This window comes from Candidatus Lernaella stagnicola (genome assembly GCA_030765525.1).
GTDB lineage: Bacteria > Lernaellota > Lernaellaia > Lernaellales > Lernaellaceae > Lernaella > Lernaella stagnicola.
In genome coordinates this window covers 54839-69308 of sequence record JAVCCK010000003.1, presented here as the reverse complement: position 1 = coordinate 69308, position 14470 = coordinate 54839, and the positions used below count along the sequence as shown (strand labels likewise).

Here is a 14470-nt window from a genome sequence, read left to right as displayed (position 1 = left end):
ATGCGCTTGCTGGTAGTGGCCGACCTTCACGGAGCATACGATAGGCTCGCGGCGGCGCTGCGGCCTGACGACATTTTGATCAGCCTCGGCGATCATCTCAACGTGTTGGATTACTCAAACCTGTCGGGGCTGCTGGCCGATTTCATTCCGCGCGATGTGATCGAAAGCACGCTGGAACTCATCCAGACCGACCAGTTGGACGAAGCTCGCGCGGCCATGATGACCGCGGCGGGATCGGTGCCTGACCTCTTCGCCAAAATCCGCCGCGCGGCCCAGATGGCCTACTTTTCCATGGCGGCGGCGATACCCTGCGAAGCCTATTTCATTTACGGCAACGTCGACTTTCCTCACGCGCTGCAACAGAACCTGCTGGACCGGCACACCTTCGTCGAAGCCGATACGGTCCAGATCGAAGGGCGAAGCTTCGGTTTGGTCAGCGGGCATCCGCCGGGGCCGTACTCCTTCGGGATGGCCGGCGAGGTGGGACGCGAAGAGTATGCGCAGCGGTTGCACGAAATGGGAGATTGCGAGGTGTTGTGCGCGCATCCGCCGCCGGCGATTCCCGGCCTGACCTTCGACGTGGAGGCCGGGCGCGACGAGGGCGGCAGTCCGGACCTCCTCTATTTCGCGCGATTGCATCGCCCGCGACTGGTATTATTCGGTCACGTGCACCAGCCGAAACTCGACGAGTTTATCGACAAAGACGATTCGGATGAGCCGGTGCGGTTTCTGAACGTCGGTTGTTTTCGCGACACCGGCCGTCTTTTGGAAATCGATCCGCAAAGCTTGGACACGCAATGGCTGAATGCGGACTGACCCGCGGCATGCAATGGGCCGAACTGGCCCGCGTGGCGCAGTGGTTGAACGAACGCGTGGCGGGCGGTCGCATCCAGAAAATCCGTCAACCCCGCGACGACGCCATGGTCCTGGAATGCCGCGCTCCCGGCCAAAGCTATTGGGTAACCCTGTGCATTCATCCGCGTTTTTTTCGCGTGGTGGTGGAGACCGAAAACCCGGGCAGCGGTTCGGAAGCGGGGGCGTTCTGCGGGTTGCTGCGCAAGCGGCTGGTCGGCGGGCGCATCGAGGAGTTCGCCGTGGAAGCGGCCGACCGCATTTTCACCGTCAACGTGTCACGGCGCGGCGAAGAGGATGCCGTCGAGATGTGGACGCTGGTGGCGGAACTCTTTGGCCCGAAAAGTAATCTGTTTTTACTCGACGGTCAGGGCGTCCTCGGTGGCGCGTTAGTGGACCGGCGGCTGACCGTTCGCGGCCTGCGCAGCGGGGAGGCCTATCAACCGCCCGAAACCGGCGGCGCGCCCCAACGAGCCGATCGCGAGATGGCCATCGAGGAAATGGCCGAAGTGTTTGCGGCGGCCGAGGCGGCGCACGATTGGGAGACGGCTCTCCAAAAGCTGAAGAATGCCGTTTCGCGGTCGCTTAAGGGCGCGAGGAAGCAGCGGCTGAAGCACGAGCGCGAACTGGCCGGGCTGCCCGACGCGGATCAGTTGCAGCAGCACGCGGAGCTTTTGGTGACGAACCTTCATCGGGTGGAGCGAGGCGCGAAGCAGGTGGAGCTTCCGGATTGGTCGGACCCGGACACGTTGATCGCCGTGCAGTTGGACCCGTCCTTATCGCCGCAACGAAACGTCGAGCGCATGTTCAAGACCGCCCGGCGGACGCGGCGCAAGCGCGAGCATTTGGAAGCGCGAGTGGCCGAGTTGGCGCAACGCGAGGCGCAATGGAATGAGGGCGCAGCGCTGCTTGAGACCACGGACGATTTGGAGTCGGCGGCTGAGACGCTGCGCGATATGAGTATTCGCCTGGAGAAGCCGAAGCAGCCGCCGCCGCGGCAACGGGACGAGGCGCCGGCCGGTCCGCAGGCGTTCTACGCGGTGGACGGAGCGGCGATCTTCGTCGGGCGCAGTGATCGCGAGAACGACGAAATCACCTTCCAGGTCGCGCACGGCAAAGATTATTGGCTGCACGTGGAAGGCGGGCCGGGCAGTCACGTGGTGATCAAGCTGCCGCCGTCGGGCGAACTGCATCCGGAGACGCTGCAGGACGCGGCGCAGTTGGCGCTGCTGCACAGTTCGCTGAAAAACTCCGGGTCGGGAGGCGTGATTTACACGCGGCGCAAGAATGTCCGCAAGCCCCGACACGCCAAGCCGGGGTTGGTGCATGCGGGGGATGTGAAGTCCGTTTTCGTGCGCCTCGACCAAGCCCGCATCGACCGCCTTTACCAGACTCGATCTTGACGCCAAGACGCCGTTTTTTAGGAAATTTTCCAGAAATGCTTGTTGACGGGCTTTTCCGCGGGGGTATACTGCCCACAACAGATAGATATCCTAGCTGAGATTAACACAAGATAAAGTATGCCTGACCGAAAAACGGTGCAATCTACCAGACGTGATTTTCTGCGCGGATCCTTGGCAATAGCCGGGGCTACGACGTTGTTACAAGTGGGGTCTGCGCTCGCCGCGACTGATTTACGAGAATTCACAGCAGATTTCGTTTCGCCTTGGGGCGTGGCTTACGACGCGGAAGGCAATTTGTATGTGGCCGACGGCGGCGGGTACCGAATTGTCGTGTTTTCATCCGACGGCAAACGTCAGCGGGCGATCGGCAAACCCGGTAGCGGCGACGGTCAACTCAACGTACCGACGGGCTTGTGCGTCGCGGGTGATTCGCTGCTGGTTTGCGACACGAACAACGGCCGCATCGGTGAATTCAAGATCGGCGGCGACTTCGTGCGCACGATCGGCGGGCTGGGAATCGCCACGGGAAAGCTGGCCATGCCCAACGGCGTGGCGGTCAGCGAAAAATGGATCTGGGTCGCCAATACGCGGGGCCATGTCGTGCAACGCTACGCGCCTGATTCGGGGGTCATCGACCGCGCGTTCGGCTACTTCGGCGATGACGGCGATGAGCTCGCCCCGGGGACTGTCGATTACAAATTTCGCCAACCCAAAGCCGTGGCGTGCGGCGAGGGCTTGGTGTTCGTGCTTGATTCCAAACACAACCGCATTCTCGTCATCGACGAAGACGGCGCCCTGCAATCCATCCTGCGCCCGGAGTGGAATGGTATCGGTCTAGCGCGCGCCGAGGGCCTCGCGATGCACCTGGGCGTGTTGTACGTCGCCGACACCGGCAACAACCGCGTGTTGAAGGTGACGACCGATGGCAAGACAATCGACGCAATTACCGGCTTACAAGAGCCGGTCGGCATCGCCGGGCACTACGGACGGTTGGCTGTGTCCTCGCCCGCGGCGGCGAAGGTCTGGGAAATGGAAATGTTCTGATGCAGCACTGGCTTTACACCGGAACCACGCTGTTTCTACTCCTTGGTTGGGTGGTGGCTGAATTCTATGTGCGGCGGAAGTCGCGGCGCGGAACCGTTGTGCGGCGGCTGGACGAGCAAGGCGGACTGGCCGGCTGGCTGCAAGGCAAATACCTCATTCGCACCGACGCGGGGCGACTCGTGGCGGCGCGGGCGCTTGCCTGCATGCAATGCCAGGGTGATTTGCGGCCCGGACGACGCGTCGGGTTGCTGCGCGACCGCGAGGGTTTCGTCATTGCTCACTCCGAGGCAATCGGCGTAACCGGGGCGCACCTGGAGGCCATTCCATGACGGCGCTTGGCTACGTCACCCTGACGATTTTCCTCGCGGCGATGATTTTGACGCTGCTGCGCAAGATCAACCTGCCGGTGCAGACGGTGCTGGTGCTGGTGGCCTTGGTGTGCTTGGCGTTGGGCGCGGTCGTGAAGGGCGCATTGGTCGGGTGGGCGGCGGTGCTGGCGATGCCCGGGGAAATGATGGGCGGCATCATTTTGCACCCCATCACGGCGTTGTTGGCCGGGCTGTTTCTCGCCGGGGCGCTGCAGGCCACCGGCGGTTTCGAGGCGTTCAAGGCGATCATCGGGCGGCTGCAAAAAACGCCGCTGGGCTTGGCGGGCACGGTCGTGATTCTGATCAACCTGCCGATGCTGGCCAGCCTGCCGTGCGGGCGCATCCTGGCCGCGGCGCTGTTGCCGCTGCTTTTCGCCTTCGGCTCCGAAGGCGGCATGAACCTGCTGACGAAGTCGCAATTGGTCGTGCTGATCGGCGCGTTCGCCCGCAACGCGTTCGGTTCCTGCGGTCCGAGCCCCATCGGCGGCGTGGGGCAAATCGGCGAAGGTTTTCTCGGCAGCTTCTTCCCAACGGCGGCCGACGGCATTCTGCGCGCGCCGCAAGCGTTTGCTTTGATGCTCGGCACGGCGTTGACGGCGCTGTTTTTAAAGCTCGTCAGTCAAAAGCTCTACCCGAACGACAGCAGTCTGCGAGAGAAGGCCGAAGGCGAAGCCGAACAAGCCGTGGCGGTTAAAGCTCCGTGGACGGGCTACGTCTCGCTGGTGATTTTTGTCGTGGCCCTGTTCGTCTCGATCTTCCAACCCTTCGGCAAAATCCCGGTGCAGACCGTGTTGGTGTTCGCCAGCATCTTGATCATCATCATCGGCCGAGCGGGTTTGGAAGACCTCATGGCGGGCATCATTCTGCTGCCGGTCACCGCGATGATCTCGGGCTTCATGGCGGCCGGGGCGCTGGCGGCGACCGGCGGTTTCGATGCGCTAGGGCAAGTGCTGTCGCTGTTTTCGAAGATACCGCTGCTGGGCGTGGCCGGGATGTTGGCGATCTTCGTGCAAATCCAAACGATGATCCCGCTCTCGTGCAGCCGCATTTTGACCGCGGCCCTCGTGCCGGTGCTGTTTTTGTTCGGTCCGGCCGGGTACGGCTTTCTGAACTGGGAGCAACTGGCAATCGTGATGGCCGCGTACATGATCAACGCCACGACCAGTTGCGGGCCGAGCCCGCTGGGCGGCGGCGGCATGATGGGCGAGGGGCAGATGCGGGCCGAAAGCGGGTACATCAAGGGCGCTTACACCTTCACGGCGATGGCGGTGATGGCGCCGTTGGCGGCGGTGTACATGAAGTTCATGAACCTGGCGCAATTTCCGACCGACGAACTGAAAGTGTCGACGAACGTGGCGGCGCTGGCCGGATACGTGGCGCTGATTGTCGTGGCTAATGTGGTGGCGATTAAGTTGATGAGCACTGTCGCGACGCCGGAAGACGGTTCCTATCACCGACAGGTGATCGGCTTTTTAGCGACGGGAGTTTTGGCCGGCGTAGTGCTGGCTTTATCGGTGTTTGGTTTTCAGCCGTTGGCGGCGCTGCAAGGCGGCATCGGTGGCGCGGTGGCGGCGGCGTGGATCGCCTACATGGTGCCCCGGCGTCTGCTGCCGGAACCGGCGCCGTTTTATTAAGGAGTGAAACGTGCTCGGCATGGCGACTTTTGCATTTGGCGGCGTCCTTTCGGGGGTGATCATCGCCTGGAGCATGGACTGGAAATCACCCAAGGAATTGGCGCAGGGCGCGCTGGGCGGACTGATTGTCGGCCTGGGCATGGCGCTTTTGCTGCCGATGTGAGCGACGATGGCCGACGAGAAGAAAAAAGGAATTCATAAGCGGGATGACGCCACGCAACCTATCGGTTTGCCGGGCATTCGCCGTTTTCAGTTCTTCTCGAACCTGCGCAACCGGTCGCTGACCGAGAACTTGAACCGGTTGGCGATGGTGGGCATCGGCGCGAGCCTCGCGCTGGATGTGGCCAAGCCCGTGGCGACCGGCACGCCGCAGACCATCTTTTGCTACGAATGCCGCGCCTGCTACGCGACCCAGGACAAATGCCCCGCGGCGATTGCCTACCAGGCCGAACTCAATGTGGCGGCGCGGGTCGGCGACCACTGGCGGTTCATCGACGCGGGCGGCATGAAATGCATTCGCTGCGGCGGCTGCGTGAGTTTCTGCGTGATCCACCTGGACCTGCCGCGCATTTTCTCGCGGGGCCAGCAGCGGGTAATGGAAGCGATCGAGGCCGGGCGGGTTCCGCGGCAGCGCGTGGAAGAAGCATTCCGGCGCGGCTTGTTCGGCCGGGAATTCATCGACCGCATCGTGGCGTGGCTCGAGAGCGAAACAAAAAAGGAAACGAAACAGGCATGAAGTTCGAGCGCATCGTAGAAGATCGCATTACACGCTGGTGGCGGCTGGCCGTCCTCGTGCTGGTCGTGGCGTTGATCTTCCCACGGGTGCGCTTGTGGTCGCTGGCGATACTCACCGCGCTGCTTTTCATTCACGGCGTTCGCACTTGGGGGCGGGGCGGTTGGCGTTTCATCGTGCCGATTCTCGTGCTGGGTGTCCTCGGCCTCACGGCGGTTCTCTGGGCGAATCATCAACGCACGCAAGTTGAGGACTACCTGGCGTTTCAGCGACCGCTGACGCTTGAGTTCGTGCCCGACGGCGTACACCGCGGTGAGGGGCCGGGCAACAACGGCAAAATCGTCGTGGATTTGCGGGTTGAAAAAGGCCGCGTTGCGGCGGTGAACCTCGTCGAGCATCGCGACGCGGTCTATGCCTTCGACGACGTGCTGCCGCAATTGAAGGGACGCCGGGCGGTCGACGTGAGCCACTTGGAAGGCTTCGTGTTTCGTAACGAGCGCTCCCTGGCGGGCCTGCAGGCGGCGATGGAAGACGCGGTGCTCCGCCAAACCTTCGACGCGCCGGAGCTTTCCGATCTCTCGCGCGCGGTGTTCTACCTGACCAGTAACCGCGGCGGCAAAATCACCATCAACGCGCTGGCCATTCTGTTCATCGTACTGCTGGCCTTCGACTACACGGTGGGTCCCGCGCTGCGTCCGGGATTAGGTGCGGCGCTCAATTGCTACAATTGCCAGGCTTGCGTAGGCGTCTGCCCGGTGAAAATCGTCGACGGCGAACCTTACCCGATGACCATGGTGCTGATGGCGCGCCTGGGCAATATCGAGCGCGTCGTGGAGTTGTCGAAATTCTGCGTCGGCTGCGGCAAGTGCGCGGCGAAGTGTCCGGTGGGCAACTCCGGCCCGGAGATCGCGTCGGCAGCGTACTTGATTTTGCGTGAGAAGCGACGGCGCGAGCAGGCCGTGCGGGACGTGGCGATTCGCGCCGGCACAGGTCAGCATGACGAAAAGGAGGCCACCGATGACTAGCAAGGTGCGTTACGGCTTCCTCATCGACCTGCGTAAGTGCATCGGCTGCCAGACGTGCGAAGTGGTTTGCAAAATGGAAAATGACGTGCCCCTGGGCGTCTGGCGCTCGTGGGTCAAGAAGGTGGAAAAAGGGCCCTATCCGCACACGCGGCAAAAGTTTCTGCCGCTGCTGTGCAACAATTGCGAAGACCCGATCTGCGTAACGGTGTGTCCGGTGGGCGCCAATCGTAAGCGGGCCGACGGCATCGTGACCTTCGACCCGCACCGCTGCGTCGGCTGCCGCTACTGCATGGCGGCGTGTCCGTACCAGGTGCGGTATCTGCACCCGATTAAGCGCATCGTGGAGAAATGCAATTGGTGCCACCACCGCGTAGACGCCGGTTTGGAGCCGGCCTGTGTGGTCGCGTGCCCGATGGGGGCGCGGGTGTTCGGCGATCTCAACGACCCAGAGAGTGAAATCAGCCGCCTGATCGCGGCGAACGACGTGGCGGTCATCCAACCCGAGATGGGCACCGACCCGCGGGTGTACTACATCGATTTTGACGAGCAGGTGTTTGCGACCAAACGCGAATTCGAATGGAAGTGGCGCTAGTGGAACACGCGGCGACCCGATTGCTGTACGACGTTCATCACCAGACAACCTTCGCCTGGCTGATTTCGATCTACTTCTATTTCACGGGTCTCTCGGCGGGCAGCTTCGTGGTCTCGACGATGAGCTACGGCTTCGGCATGAAGCTCTACAAACCGATCAGTCGGCTGGCGGTGGTCACGGCGACGACCTGCCTGTTTATCGCGCCGGTCGCGCTGCTGATGCAGGTCGGCTGGCCGATCCGCTCGATCTGGAACCACTTCACGTACCTGAATTTCTCGAGCCCGATGACCTACGGCGCGTTTCTGTTGGTGGCCTATCCCGTCGTGTGCGTTTTCTACGCCATCTACATGTTCCGCGGCAACGACCGCATGACGAAACTTTTGGGCCGCATCGGCATCCCGACGGCTATCGCCACGCACGGCTATACCGGCTTCATCCTCGCGTTCGGCAAAGCCCGCGCGTACTGGAACACGGCGCTGATGCCGACGCTGTTTTTGGTCTCGGCGATCGTTTCCGGGCTGGCCTTGATGATTCTGCTGGTGATGGGCTTCTTCCGTTTCGTCCGCGACGAGCGCGCCGTCCCGAGTGAAATCGTCGACGGCTTGGCCAAGCTGCTGGGCTGGACGATTGTTGCCGACTTGTTCCTGACGTTCTCGGACATCGCGGTGCTCTCGATCAGCCACGAAGGCGCGCAGGAGATGACGTGGCTGGTGCTCGGCGGCAGCTTCACGCCGCTGTTTGTGGTCGTGGAGAACCTGCTGGGCAAGGTGCTGCCGATGATCGTGTGCTTCGTGCCTGCGCTGCGCCGCAACCATTGGGTGCTGGCCTTGGCGTGCGCCGGGGTCGTGATCGGTATTTTCTTTATGCGGTACGTGACCGTCTTCGGCGGTCAAGTGCTGCCCTTGATGTGAGGTAAGGGTGCGGATTGCTCGACGCCATTTCATTTCCTGGGGTCTAGCCGGCGCGGCGGTGCTCGGCGTGGAGGGCCTCGGCCGCGCCTTCTACGGGCACGTGATGCGCACGAGCAGCCGCATGGATGAACCGATCCCCTCCGTCTGCCGGGCGTGTCCGGCGGGCTGCGGCATCGTGGGCTATTTGCGCAACAAGACGAAGCTGACGGCGATTATGGGCAACCCGGACCACCCGGTCAGTCGCGGCAAAATTTGCGCGCTCGGCGTGGCGGCGATGAATTTGCAGTTGCATCCGGAACGCCTCTGGCAAGCTCGGCGGCGCGACGGCTCGGTCGTCGATACGGCGGCGGCGATCGCCGAAGCGGGCGAGAAAATCGCGCGACTGATCGGCGACGGGGCGCGTCTGGTGATCGACACATGGGACGAGCAGCAAGCCCACGCGGATTTCGTCGCATCGCTGGACGGGCGGGCGACGGTCATTGGTCGCGAGGCGTTGGAAGACTCCGCAAGGGCGCGCGGCATGGAGGCGGTGTGGGACAGCGAGGTGCGGCCGGACCTCGATCGCGCCGACCTGCTGCTGGTATTCGAAGACCAGCCGCTCGACGGCGGGCCGCGCTTTCTGCCCGATGCGCAGCGGATTATCGAAGCGCGGGTGGAGCGCGGCATGAAGATGGTCGTGTTCGATCCGCGCCTTTCCGCGACCGGCAGCAAGGCCGATCTGTGGGTGCCGATCCGTCCGGGAACAGCGCGTGTGGCGGTGCTGGCGGTGCTGCGGCAAGCCCTGGAGCACGCGAATCTGGGCGCGACGATTTCGATGCGCGGGCAGTATGTGCCGCTGGTGACGCTGGCGGAGTCGATAGGCGCATACACGACCGAGTATGCGGCGCAGGTGTGCGGCGTCGAAGCCGAGTTGCTGCGCGAGGCGGGCCGTCTGCTGATCGAGGCCGATCACCCGGCGACGATGGCGGGACAGCCGGTGTTCGAGGGCGATGACACCGAAGCGGCCTATGCGGCGATTGCCCTGATCGACCTGGTGTTCGGGCTCTACCAGATCCCGGTGATGCCGCGGCCGCGGCTGGTGGCGTCGGAGAACGCGGCCTCGGCGGTGACGGCGGAGCGTATCTACCGGGAAATCGAAGCGGGCGAGGGGCGCGACATCGTGTTGATCAGTCACCGCTCGAATCCGGTGTACGAACGCGGCGCGGCGTTGGAGAAAGCGCTTTCCGACGGACGCCTCGCGTATCACCTGGCGATCACACCGCTGCCGAATGAAACAGCGGCGGCGGCCGACCTCGTGATTCCCGAAACGGTGCCGCTGGAAGGGCACGGGCGGGTTTGGTTGACCTCCTACGTTTCCACGCCCACGTATGTCGAGCAGCGTCCGGTGGCGCCGCCCCCCAAAGGCGTCCCGGCGACCGGGGACGTGTTCAACGGCCTCGGCAAGGCGCAAGTCAGCGCGGGCGTGCCGGCCCCGGCGTACGATCTGCAAATGGTGCGGGATTACACCGGCGCGCGGCAGTTCATCGCCATCGGCACCGGCGTGTACGCCGCCGATGCGGGATTCGATCCGCGTTTGGCCTACCGGGTTCCGGTGCGTTTTTTCCGCGAGTTGCCGCCGCTTGAGTCGCGCGAGCCCGAGGTGTTTCGGCCGGTGCTGTTGTTGCGGGGATCGGCGGTCGTCAACGAGACCGGCGCGCAGGCCAAGTGGCTGGCCGAAATTCAACACGCGGCGCCCTTGTATATGCACCCCGACGACGCGCGGCGCTTGCGCGTGCATCCCGGCGACTACGTGCAGGTCTGGCCGGAGCACGGCGACCGGAACATGGCCGTGGACGCGAAGGTGTTCGTCTCCGACGGCGTGCGACCCGGTTGCGTGGCGATGATCGAGGGGGAGGGGCACGTGAGCGCGGGCCGGTTGGCTTTGGCCAAGCCTTTCACGACGGCTCACGATCCGGACATGAAATTGATCTGGTGGGAACGGGAAGGGGCGGGCGTGAACTTGGCACCCTTCCAGCGGCGGGAAATCAACGCCGACAGCGACGTGGTCAAGCGCCCGCCGACGCGCTTGTGGATACGGAGGCTTTGACGTGGACCTCGTGCGCCGATTGCTGAAACTCATCGCGACCTTCGTGGCGACGGTGTCGCCGTTGTGGGTGGGGGTCGTGATGGCGCTAGGCGGCGGCGCGGGCTTTTTCGGCATGGTGACGTACAACCAAGCGTCGAGCTTCTGCATGAAGTGCCACGAGCCGCAGGGCGTATTCACGAGTTTCGATGCCGAGCACACGTCGCACAAGCCGTACAAGGAAAGCGGTGAGGCGTGCCTGACGTGCCACACGGACAAGAATTTCTACAATATCGCGGGCAACTGGGCGGCAAGCCTGCCGGAGAAGCTCGTGCGCTCGACCAACGCGGAGGCGGCGAAACTGCCGGAACTCGATCCGGGCTATACCGACCAGCAGTGCCTGGCGTGCCACTTCGACGTGTTGAAGCTGCGCGACGCGGAAAAACTGGAACTGCCGGAAAAGGTGGCGGCGATCGGCTTACGCTTTTCGCACCAGCGTCATTTCTGGGTCAAAAGCTTTCCGGAAGATGCGGAGGCGCGCCTGGGCGAATTGACGGAAGCGCAGGCCGACGGCGAGGAAAACGACGAGGCCAAAAGCGAACGCGAGCTATTGCTGAAGGCCAAATTAGGCTGGTGCGGTCAGTGTCACGACCGCCGGCAAGGTGGCGAAGTGGAGCGTTCGATTAACTATTTTGCGTTCAACCCGATGCGGTGCACCGGCTGCCATACGGACGCGGTTCGCGGGCGGCACCCCGGCACGGTTCATCTCGCGTTGCCGAGCGAAGAGACGTGCCGTCGCTGTCACACCGGCACCTTCCACGGCCGGTTTACGATCTTCCGCGCCGAGTGTGAGGGCGCGGACAAACGGGATTGCAGCCAATGTCACCCCGACTACCGGGAAAACGCCGCAAACGCGGCTTATTAGGAGGCACGATGGCATCGATATCCGAACTATCGCCGACGCTGCCCGACGACAAGAAACGAACGGTGGACCAACTGCTCGAAATCAAGGAACCGCCGGTGGCGCGGTTTCGGCTGCTCTCGCGCGGCATGGAGGCATACCATCGATTGTACATCGTCGGCGAGGAGGATTTGACCGGCGACCGGGCTTGCCTGGCCTGCGGCAACTGCCTGGACTCGTGCCCGGTTTTGCGGCGGGAACCCGATCGGCTTTCGGTCACCGACCGCCGGACGAGTTTCGCGCTGGAATCGATCGTGGCCGAGGACTGCGAACTCTGCTTTTCCTGCATTCTGTCATGTCCGCAGGTGGACACGGAAATAAAAGACTACATCGTGGACGAGAAAATCCCGGAGACGATTCCACAAAACCCCTTGCTGCGCCGCCTCGACAATTACTTCATGGTGATCGCGGCGTTGGTGTTCGGAATCATTCTGGGAATTTTTATCGCGCGATAGGGGGATGACATGAGCGACCAAGCCACGCCGGAAGTCGTGAACATTTATATCATGGGCAAGCAATACGTCGTGCCCGACTCGCTAACGATCCAGAAGGCCTTCGAATACGCGGGCTATAAATGGATTCGTGGGTGCGGATGCCGCGGCGGCATTTGCGGAGCATGCGCGACGGTGTTCCGCTACACGGGCAGCTACAAAATCGAAGTCGGCCTAGCCTGCCAGACCGTCGTGCAAGAAGGGATGTACATCGCCCAAATCCCCTTCTTCCCGGCGCCGAAAGCGACCTACGACGTGGATCAAACCGAGGCGACGGTCCAGGCGATCGCGGCGCTCTACCCGGATCTCTACAAGTGCATGGGCTGCAATACCTGCACGAAAAGCTGCCCGATGGAAATCCCGGTAATGGAATACATCAGCGCCGTCATTCGCGGCGACCTGCGCGAAGCGGCAAGGCTCTCATTCGACTGCGTCATGTGCGGCCTGTGCGCGGCGCGTTGCCCGGCCGAACTCAAGCAATACCACATCGCGGAACTGGCTCGGCGTTTGGTGGGTGTGCATCTGATGCCGCGCAGCAAGCATTTGGCCGAACAGACCGAACGCATCCGCATCGGCACTTTCGACGACTCGCTCGACGAGTTGGTCAAGATGGAAGACGCCGGTCTGCGCAAGCTGTACGTACAGCGCGAGATGCAGCCGCAAGAAGAAAACCCCAACTGGAAACCCAAGGACGATACCTACCTGTAGGAGGGGATTGTGGGATACACACAGGAAATGCTCGACCTGATCAAGCGCGTCGAAGCAACGCGTAGCGAGCGTGTGGCCGGCGCCAGGGAGGGAAAGGACTTTCCGCCGCTGTCGCTGGAAGAGCGGACCGAACGGCTCAAATACCACCCCGACTACAAAGAGGAAGGGCGGCGCCCGCTGGCCTGCGGCGTGAGTAAAGACTACGCGATCTGTCACGAAATCGCCGACCTGCTCGAGGCCGCACCGTTGGTCGAGCCGGGCGTAGTGGACGTTACAGAGGCTGACTATACGACGGACGTGCTGGTGATCGGCGGCGGCGGCGCAGGCACGAGCGCGGCGCTATTGGCCGCCGAAGCGGGCGTGCGGGTCATTCTCGCCACCAAGCTGCGGCACGGCGACGCCAACACGATGATGGCCGAGGGCGGCATCCAAGCGGCGACGAAAGTGGGTTGGGACAGTCCCTACTTCCACTACCTCGACGTGATAGGCGGCGGGCATTTCAAGAATCCGCCGGAACTGGTGCGCACGCTGGTGACCGAAGCGCCGCTGGTCATCGAGTGGCTGGAAGGCATGGGCTGCCTGCTTTCGAAAGAGAGCGACGAGGACGGCACGCTGCGTACAGCGCACGGCGGCGGCACGTGTCGCAAGCGCATGCACTTCGCGGCCGACATCACCGGGGCGGAGATCATGCGCACGCTGCGCGACGAAGCGCGCAATCGAGCCGACCGGATCGAAGTGCTGGAGTTCAATCCGGCTGTCGAGCTGATCCTTAACGACAAGGGGCACTGCTGCGGCGCGTTGCTGTTCAACCTCGAGACGCGCGAGCCCTACGTGGTGCACGCCAAAGCCGTCGTGATGGCCACCGGCGGTTCGGGCCGCCTGCATGTGCAGGGCTTCATGACGACCAATCATTACGGCGCCACCGGCGACGGCCTGGTCATGGCCTACCGCGCGGGAGTGCCGGTCACGTTCCTGCACGCGGTGCAGTATCACCCGACCGGCGCGGTGTTCCCGGAACAGGCCGAGGGTCTTTTGATCACGGAAAAAGTGCGTGGTTTCGGTGCGCACATCCTGAACGTGGAGGGCAACCAGTTCGTCTTCGAACGCGAGCCCCGCGACGTGGAAGCGGCGAGCATCATTCGCGAGTGCGGCAAGGTCGGCAAGGGCGTGCCGACTCCGACGGGCAAATTCGGCGCGTGGCTCGACAGCCCGATGATCGAGCAACTGCACGGGCCGGGCACGGTCGAACGCGAGTTCCCGGGCAAGTTCATTCTTTTCAAACGCTACGGCATCAACATCAGCAAGGTACCGATGCTCGTGGGTCCGACGCTGCACTACCAGAACGGCGGCCTGGCCTACGACTCCAAGTGCGAGACAGTGTTGCCGGGCCTTTACTCGGCAGGTGAAGTCAGCGGCGGCGTGCACGGCGAGAACCGCTTGATGGGCAATTCGCTCTTGGACGTGACGGTCTTCGGGCGCATCGCCGGGCGTGAGGCGGCGCAGTACGCCAAGGATCGCTACGAAGCGGGCACGCCGAATCTCGAGCACGTACACCGGTTCGTGAAGGAGCGCAAAGAAGCGGGGCTGGACGCGCCGATCAAAAGCCCGATCCTGTTGCCCGATTACCTCGGCGAGCGCGTGAAGGATAAGCGCCTAGCGGCGCTGGACTGATTGCGTTTTCGGCAG

General features: G+C 63.0%; 15 protein-coding genes. All 15 read left to right on the top strand.

Features of this window, described 5'->3' with window-relative positions; genetic code table 11:
• The 15 genes from P9L99_00840 (at position 1) to P9L99_00770 (ending at position 14455) form a co-directional block, all read left to right on the top strand.
• Entirely contained in the window at positions 1-816 is an 816-nt protein-coding gene (locus P9L99_00840; protein ID MDP8221877.1) for a metallophosphoesterase, read from the top strand.
• Positions 798-2255, top strand: coding sequence for an NFACT RNA binding domain-containing protein (locus P9L99_00835; protein MDP8221876.1), 1458 nt, complete (start codon positions 798-800; stop codon positions 2253-2255). The genes P9L99_00840 and P9L99_00835 overlap by 19 nt, the downstream gene beginning before the upstream one ends.
• A gap of 117 nt (positions 2256-2372) precedes the next feature.
• Complete coding sequence (locus tag P9L99_00830) at positions 2373-3299, top strand: NHL repeat-containing protein (GenBank protein MDP8221875.1); 927 nt, start codon at positions 2373-2375, stop codon at positions 3297-3299.
• Positions 3299-3628: a hypothetical protein gene (locus P9L99_00825; GenBank protein ID MDP8221874.1), complete on the top strand. Its 330-nt coding sequence runs from the start codon at positions 3299-3301 to the stop codon at positions 3626-3628. The genes P9L99_00830 and P9L99_00825 overlap by 1 nt, the downstream gene beginning before the upstream one ends.
• Positions 3625-5301 carry a hypothetical protein gene (locus P9L99_00820; protein MDP8221873.1) on the top strand — a complete coding sequence of 559 codons (1677 nt, stop codon included), beginning with the start codon at positions 3625-3627 and terminating at the stop codon, positions 5299-5301. Before P9L99_00825 ends, P9L99_00820 begins: the two co-directional genes overlap by 4 nt.
• Before the next feature lie 19 nt (positions 5302-5320).
• Positions 5321-5464 carry a hypothetical protein gene (locus P9L99_00815; protein MDP8221872.1) on the top strand — a complete coding sequence of 48 codons (144 nt, stop codon included), beginning with the start codon at positions 5321-5323 and terminating at the stop codon, positions 5462-5464.
• Positions 5465-5470: 6 nt separating this feature from the next.
• A complete protein-coding gene (locus tag P9L99_00810; GenBank protein ID MDP8221871.1) occupies positions 5471-6037 on the top strand; it encodes a hypothetical protein in 567 nt (188 codons plus the stop codon).
• The gene (locus tag P9L99_00805; protein MDP8221870.1) at positions 6034-7059 is read left to right on the top strand and encodes a (Fe-S)-binding protein; all 1026 of its coding nucleotides are present in this window, start codon (positions 6034-6036) and stop codon (positions 7057-7059) included. The genes P9L99_00810 and P9L99_00805 overlap by 4 nt, the downstream gene beginning before the upstream one ends.
• Positions 7052-7651, top strand: coding sequence for a 4Fe-4S dicluster domain-containing protein (locus P9L99_00800; protein ID MDP8221869.1), 600 nt, complete (start codon positions 7052-7054; stop codon positions 7649-7651). The genes P9L99_00805 and P9L99_00800 overlap by 8 nt, the downstream gene beginning before the upstream one ends.
• On the top strand, positions 7636-8562 hold the full coding sequence (nrfD, locus tag P9L99_00795) for an NrfD/PsrC family molybdoenzyme membrane anchor subunit (protein ID MDP8221868.1): 927 nt from the start codon (positions 7636-7638) through the stop codon (positions 8560-8562). The genes P9L99_00800 and nrfD overlap by 16 nt, the downstream gene beginning before the upstream one ends.
• A gap of 7 nt (positions 8563-8569) precedes the next feature.
• Positions 8570-10648 (top strand): molybdopterin dinucleotide binding domain-containing protein, encoded by a 2079-nt coding sequence (locus P9L99_00790; protein ID MDP8221867.1) that lies wholly within the window; start codon positions 8570-8572, stop codon positions 10646-10648.
• A gap of 1 nt (position 10649) precedes the next feature.
• Entirely contained in the window at positions 10650-11549 is a 900-nt protein-coding gene (locus P9L99_00785) for a hypothetical protein (protein MDP8221866.1), read from the top strand.
• An 8-nt stretch (positions 11550-11557) separates the two neighbouring features.
• The gene (locus P9L99_00780; protein MDP8221865.1) at positions 11558-12040 is read left to right on the top strand and encodes a 4Fe-4S dicluster domain-containing protein; all 483 of its coding nucleotides are present in this window, start codon (positions 11558-11560) and stop codon (positions 12038-12040) included.
• Between the two features lie 9 nt (positions 12041-12049).
• Positions 12050-12784, top strand: a complete 735-nt coding sequence (locus P9L99_00775; protein MDP8221864.1) for a 4Fe-4S dicluster domain-containing protein — start codon at positions 12050-12052, stop codon at positions 12782-12784.
• A 9-nt stretch (positions 12785-12793) separates the two neighbouring features.
• On the top strand, positions 12794-14455 hold the full coding sequence (locus P9L99_00770; GenBank protein MDP8221863.1) for an FAD-binding protein: 1662 nt from the start codon (positions 12794-12796) through the stop codon (positions 14453-14455).
• The last annotated feature ends 15 nt before the right edge of the window (positions 14456-14470 follow it).

What these genes read in the sequence shown, in the direction of transcription:
- P9L99_00840 (MDP8221877.1), top strand. Translation starts at nt 1, where the DNA reads ATGCGCTTGCTGGTAGTGGCCGACCTTCACGGAGCATACGATAGGCTC.
- P9L99_00800 (MDP8221869.1), top strand. Translation starts at nt 7,052, where the DNA reads ATGACTAGCAAGGTGCGTTACGGCTTCCTCATCGACCTGCGTAAGTGC.
- P9L99_00830 (MDP8221875.1), top strand. Translation starts at nt 2,373, where the DNA reads ATGCCTGACCGAAAAACGGTGCAATCTACCAGACGTGATTTTCTGCGC.
- P9L99_00775 (MDP8221864.1), top strand. Translation starts at nt 12,050, where the DNA reads ATGAGCGACCAAGCCACGCCGGAAGTCGTGAACATTTATATCATGGGC.
- P9L99_00780 (MDP8221865.1), top strand. Translation starts at nt 11,558, where the DNA reads ATGGCATCGATATCCGAACTATCGCCGACGCTGCCCGACGACAAGAAA.
- P9L99_00820 (MDP8221873.1), top strand. Translation starts at nt 3,625, where the DNA reads ATGACGGCGCTTGGCTACGTCACCCTGACGATTTTCCTCGCGGCGATG.
- P9L99_00810 (MDP8221871.1), top strand. Translation starts at nt 5,471, where the DNA reads ATGGCCGACGAGAAGAAAAAAGGAATTCATAAGCGGGATGACGCCACG.
- P9L99_00815 (MDP8221872.1), top strand. Translation starts at nt 5,321, where the DNA reads ATGGCGACTTTTGCATTTGGCGGCGTCCTTTCGGGGGTGATCATCGCC.
- P9L99_00805 (MDP8221870.1), top strand. Translation starts at nt 6,034, where the DNA reads ATGAAGTTCGAGCGCATCGTAGAAGATCGCATTACACGCTGGTGGCGG.
- nrfD (MDP8221868.1), top strand. Translation starts at nt 7,636, where the DNA reads ATGGAAGTGGCGCTAGTGGAACACGCGGCGACCCGATTGCTGTACGAC.
- P9L99_00835 (MDP8221876.1), top strand. Translation starts at nt 798, where the DNA reads ATGGCTGAATGCGGACTGACCCGCGGCATGCAATGGGCCGAACTGGCC.
- P9L99_00825 (MDP8221874.1), top strand. Translation starts at nt 3,299, where the DNA reads ATGCAGCACTGGCTTTACACCGGAACCACGCTGTTTCTACTCCTTGGT.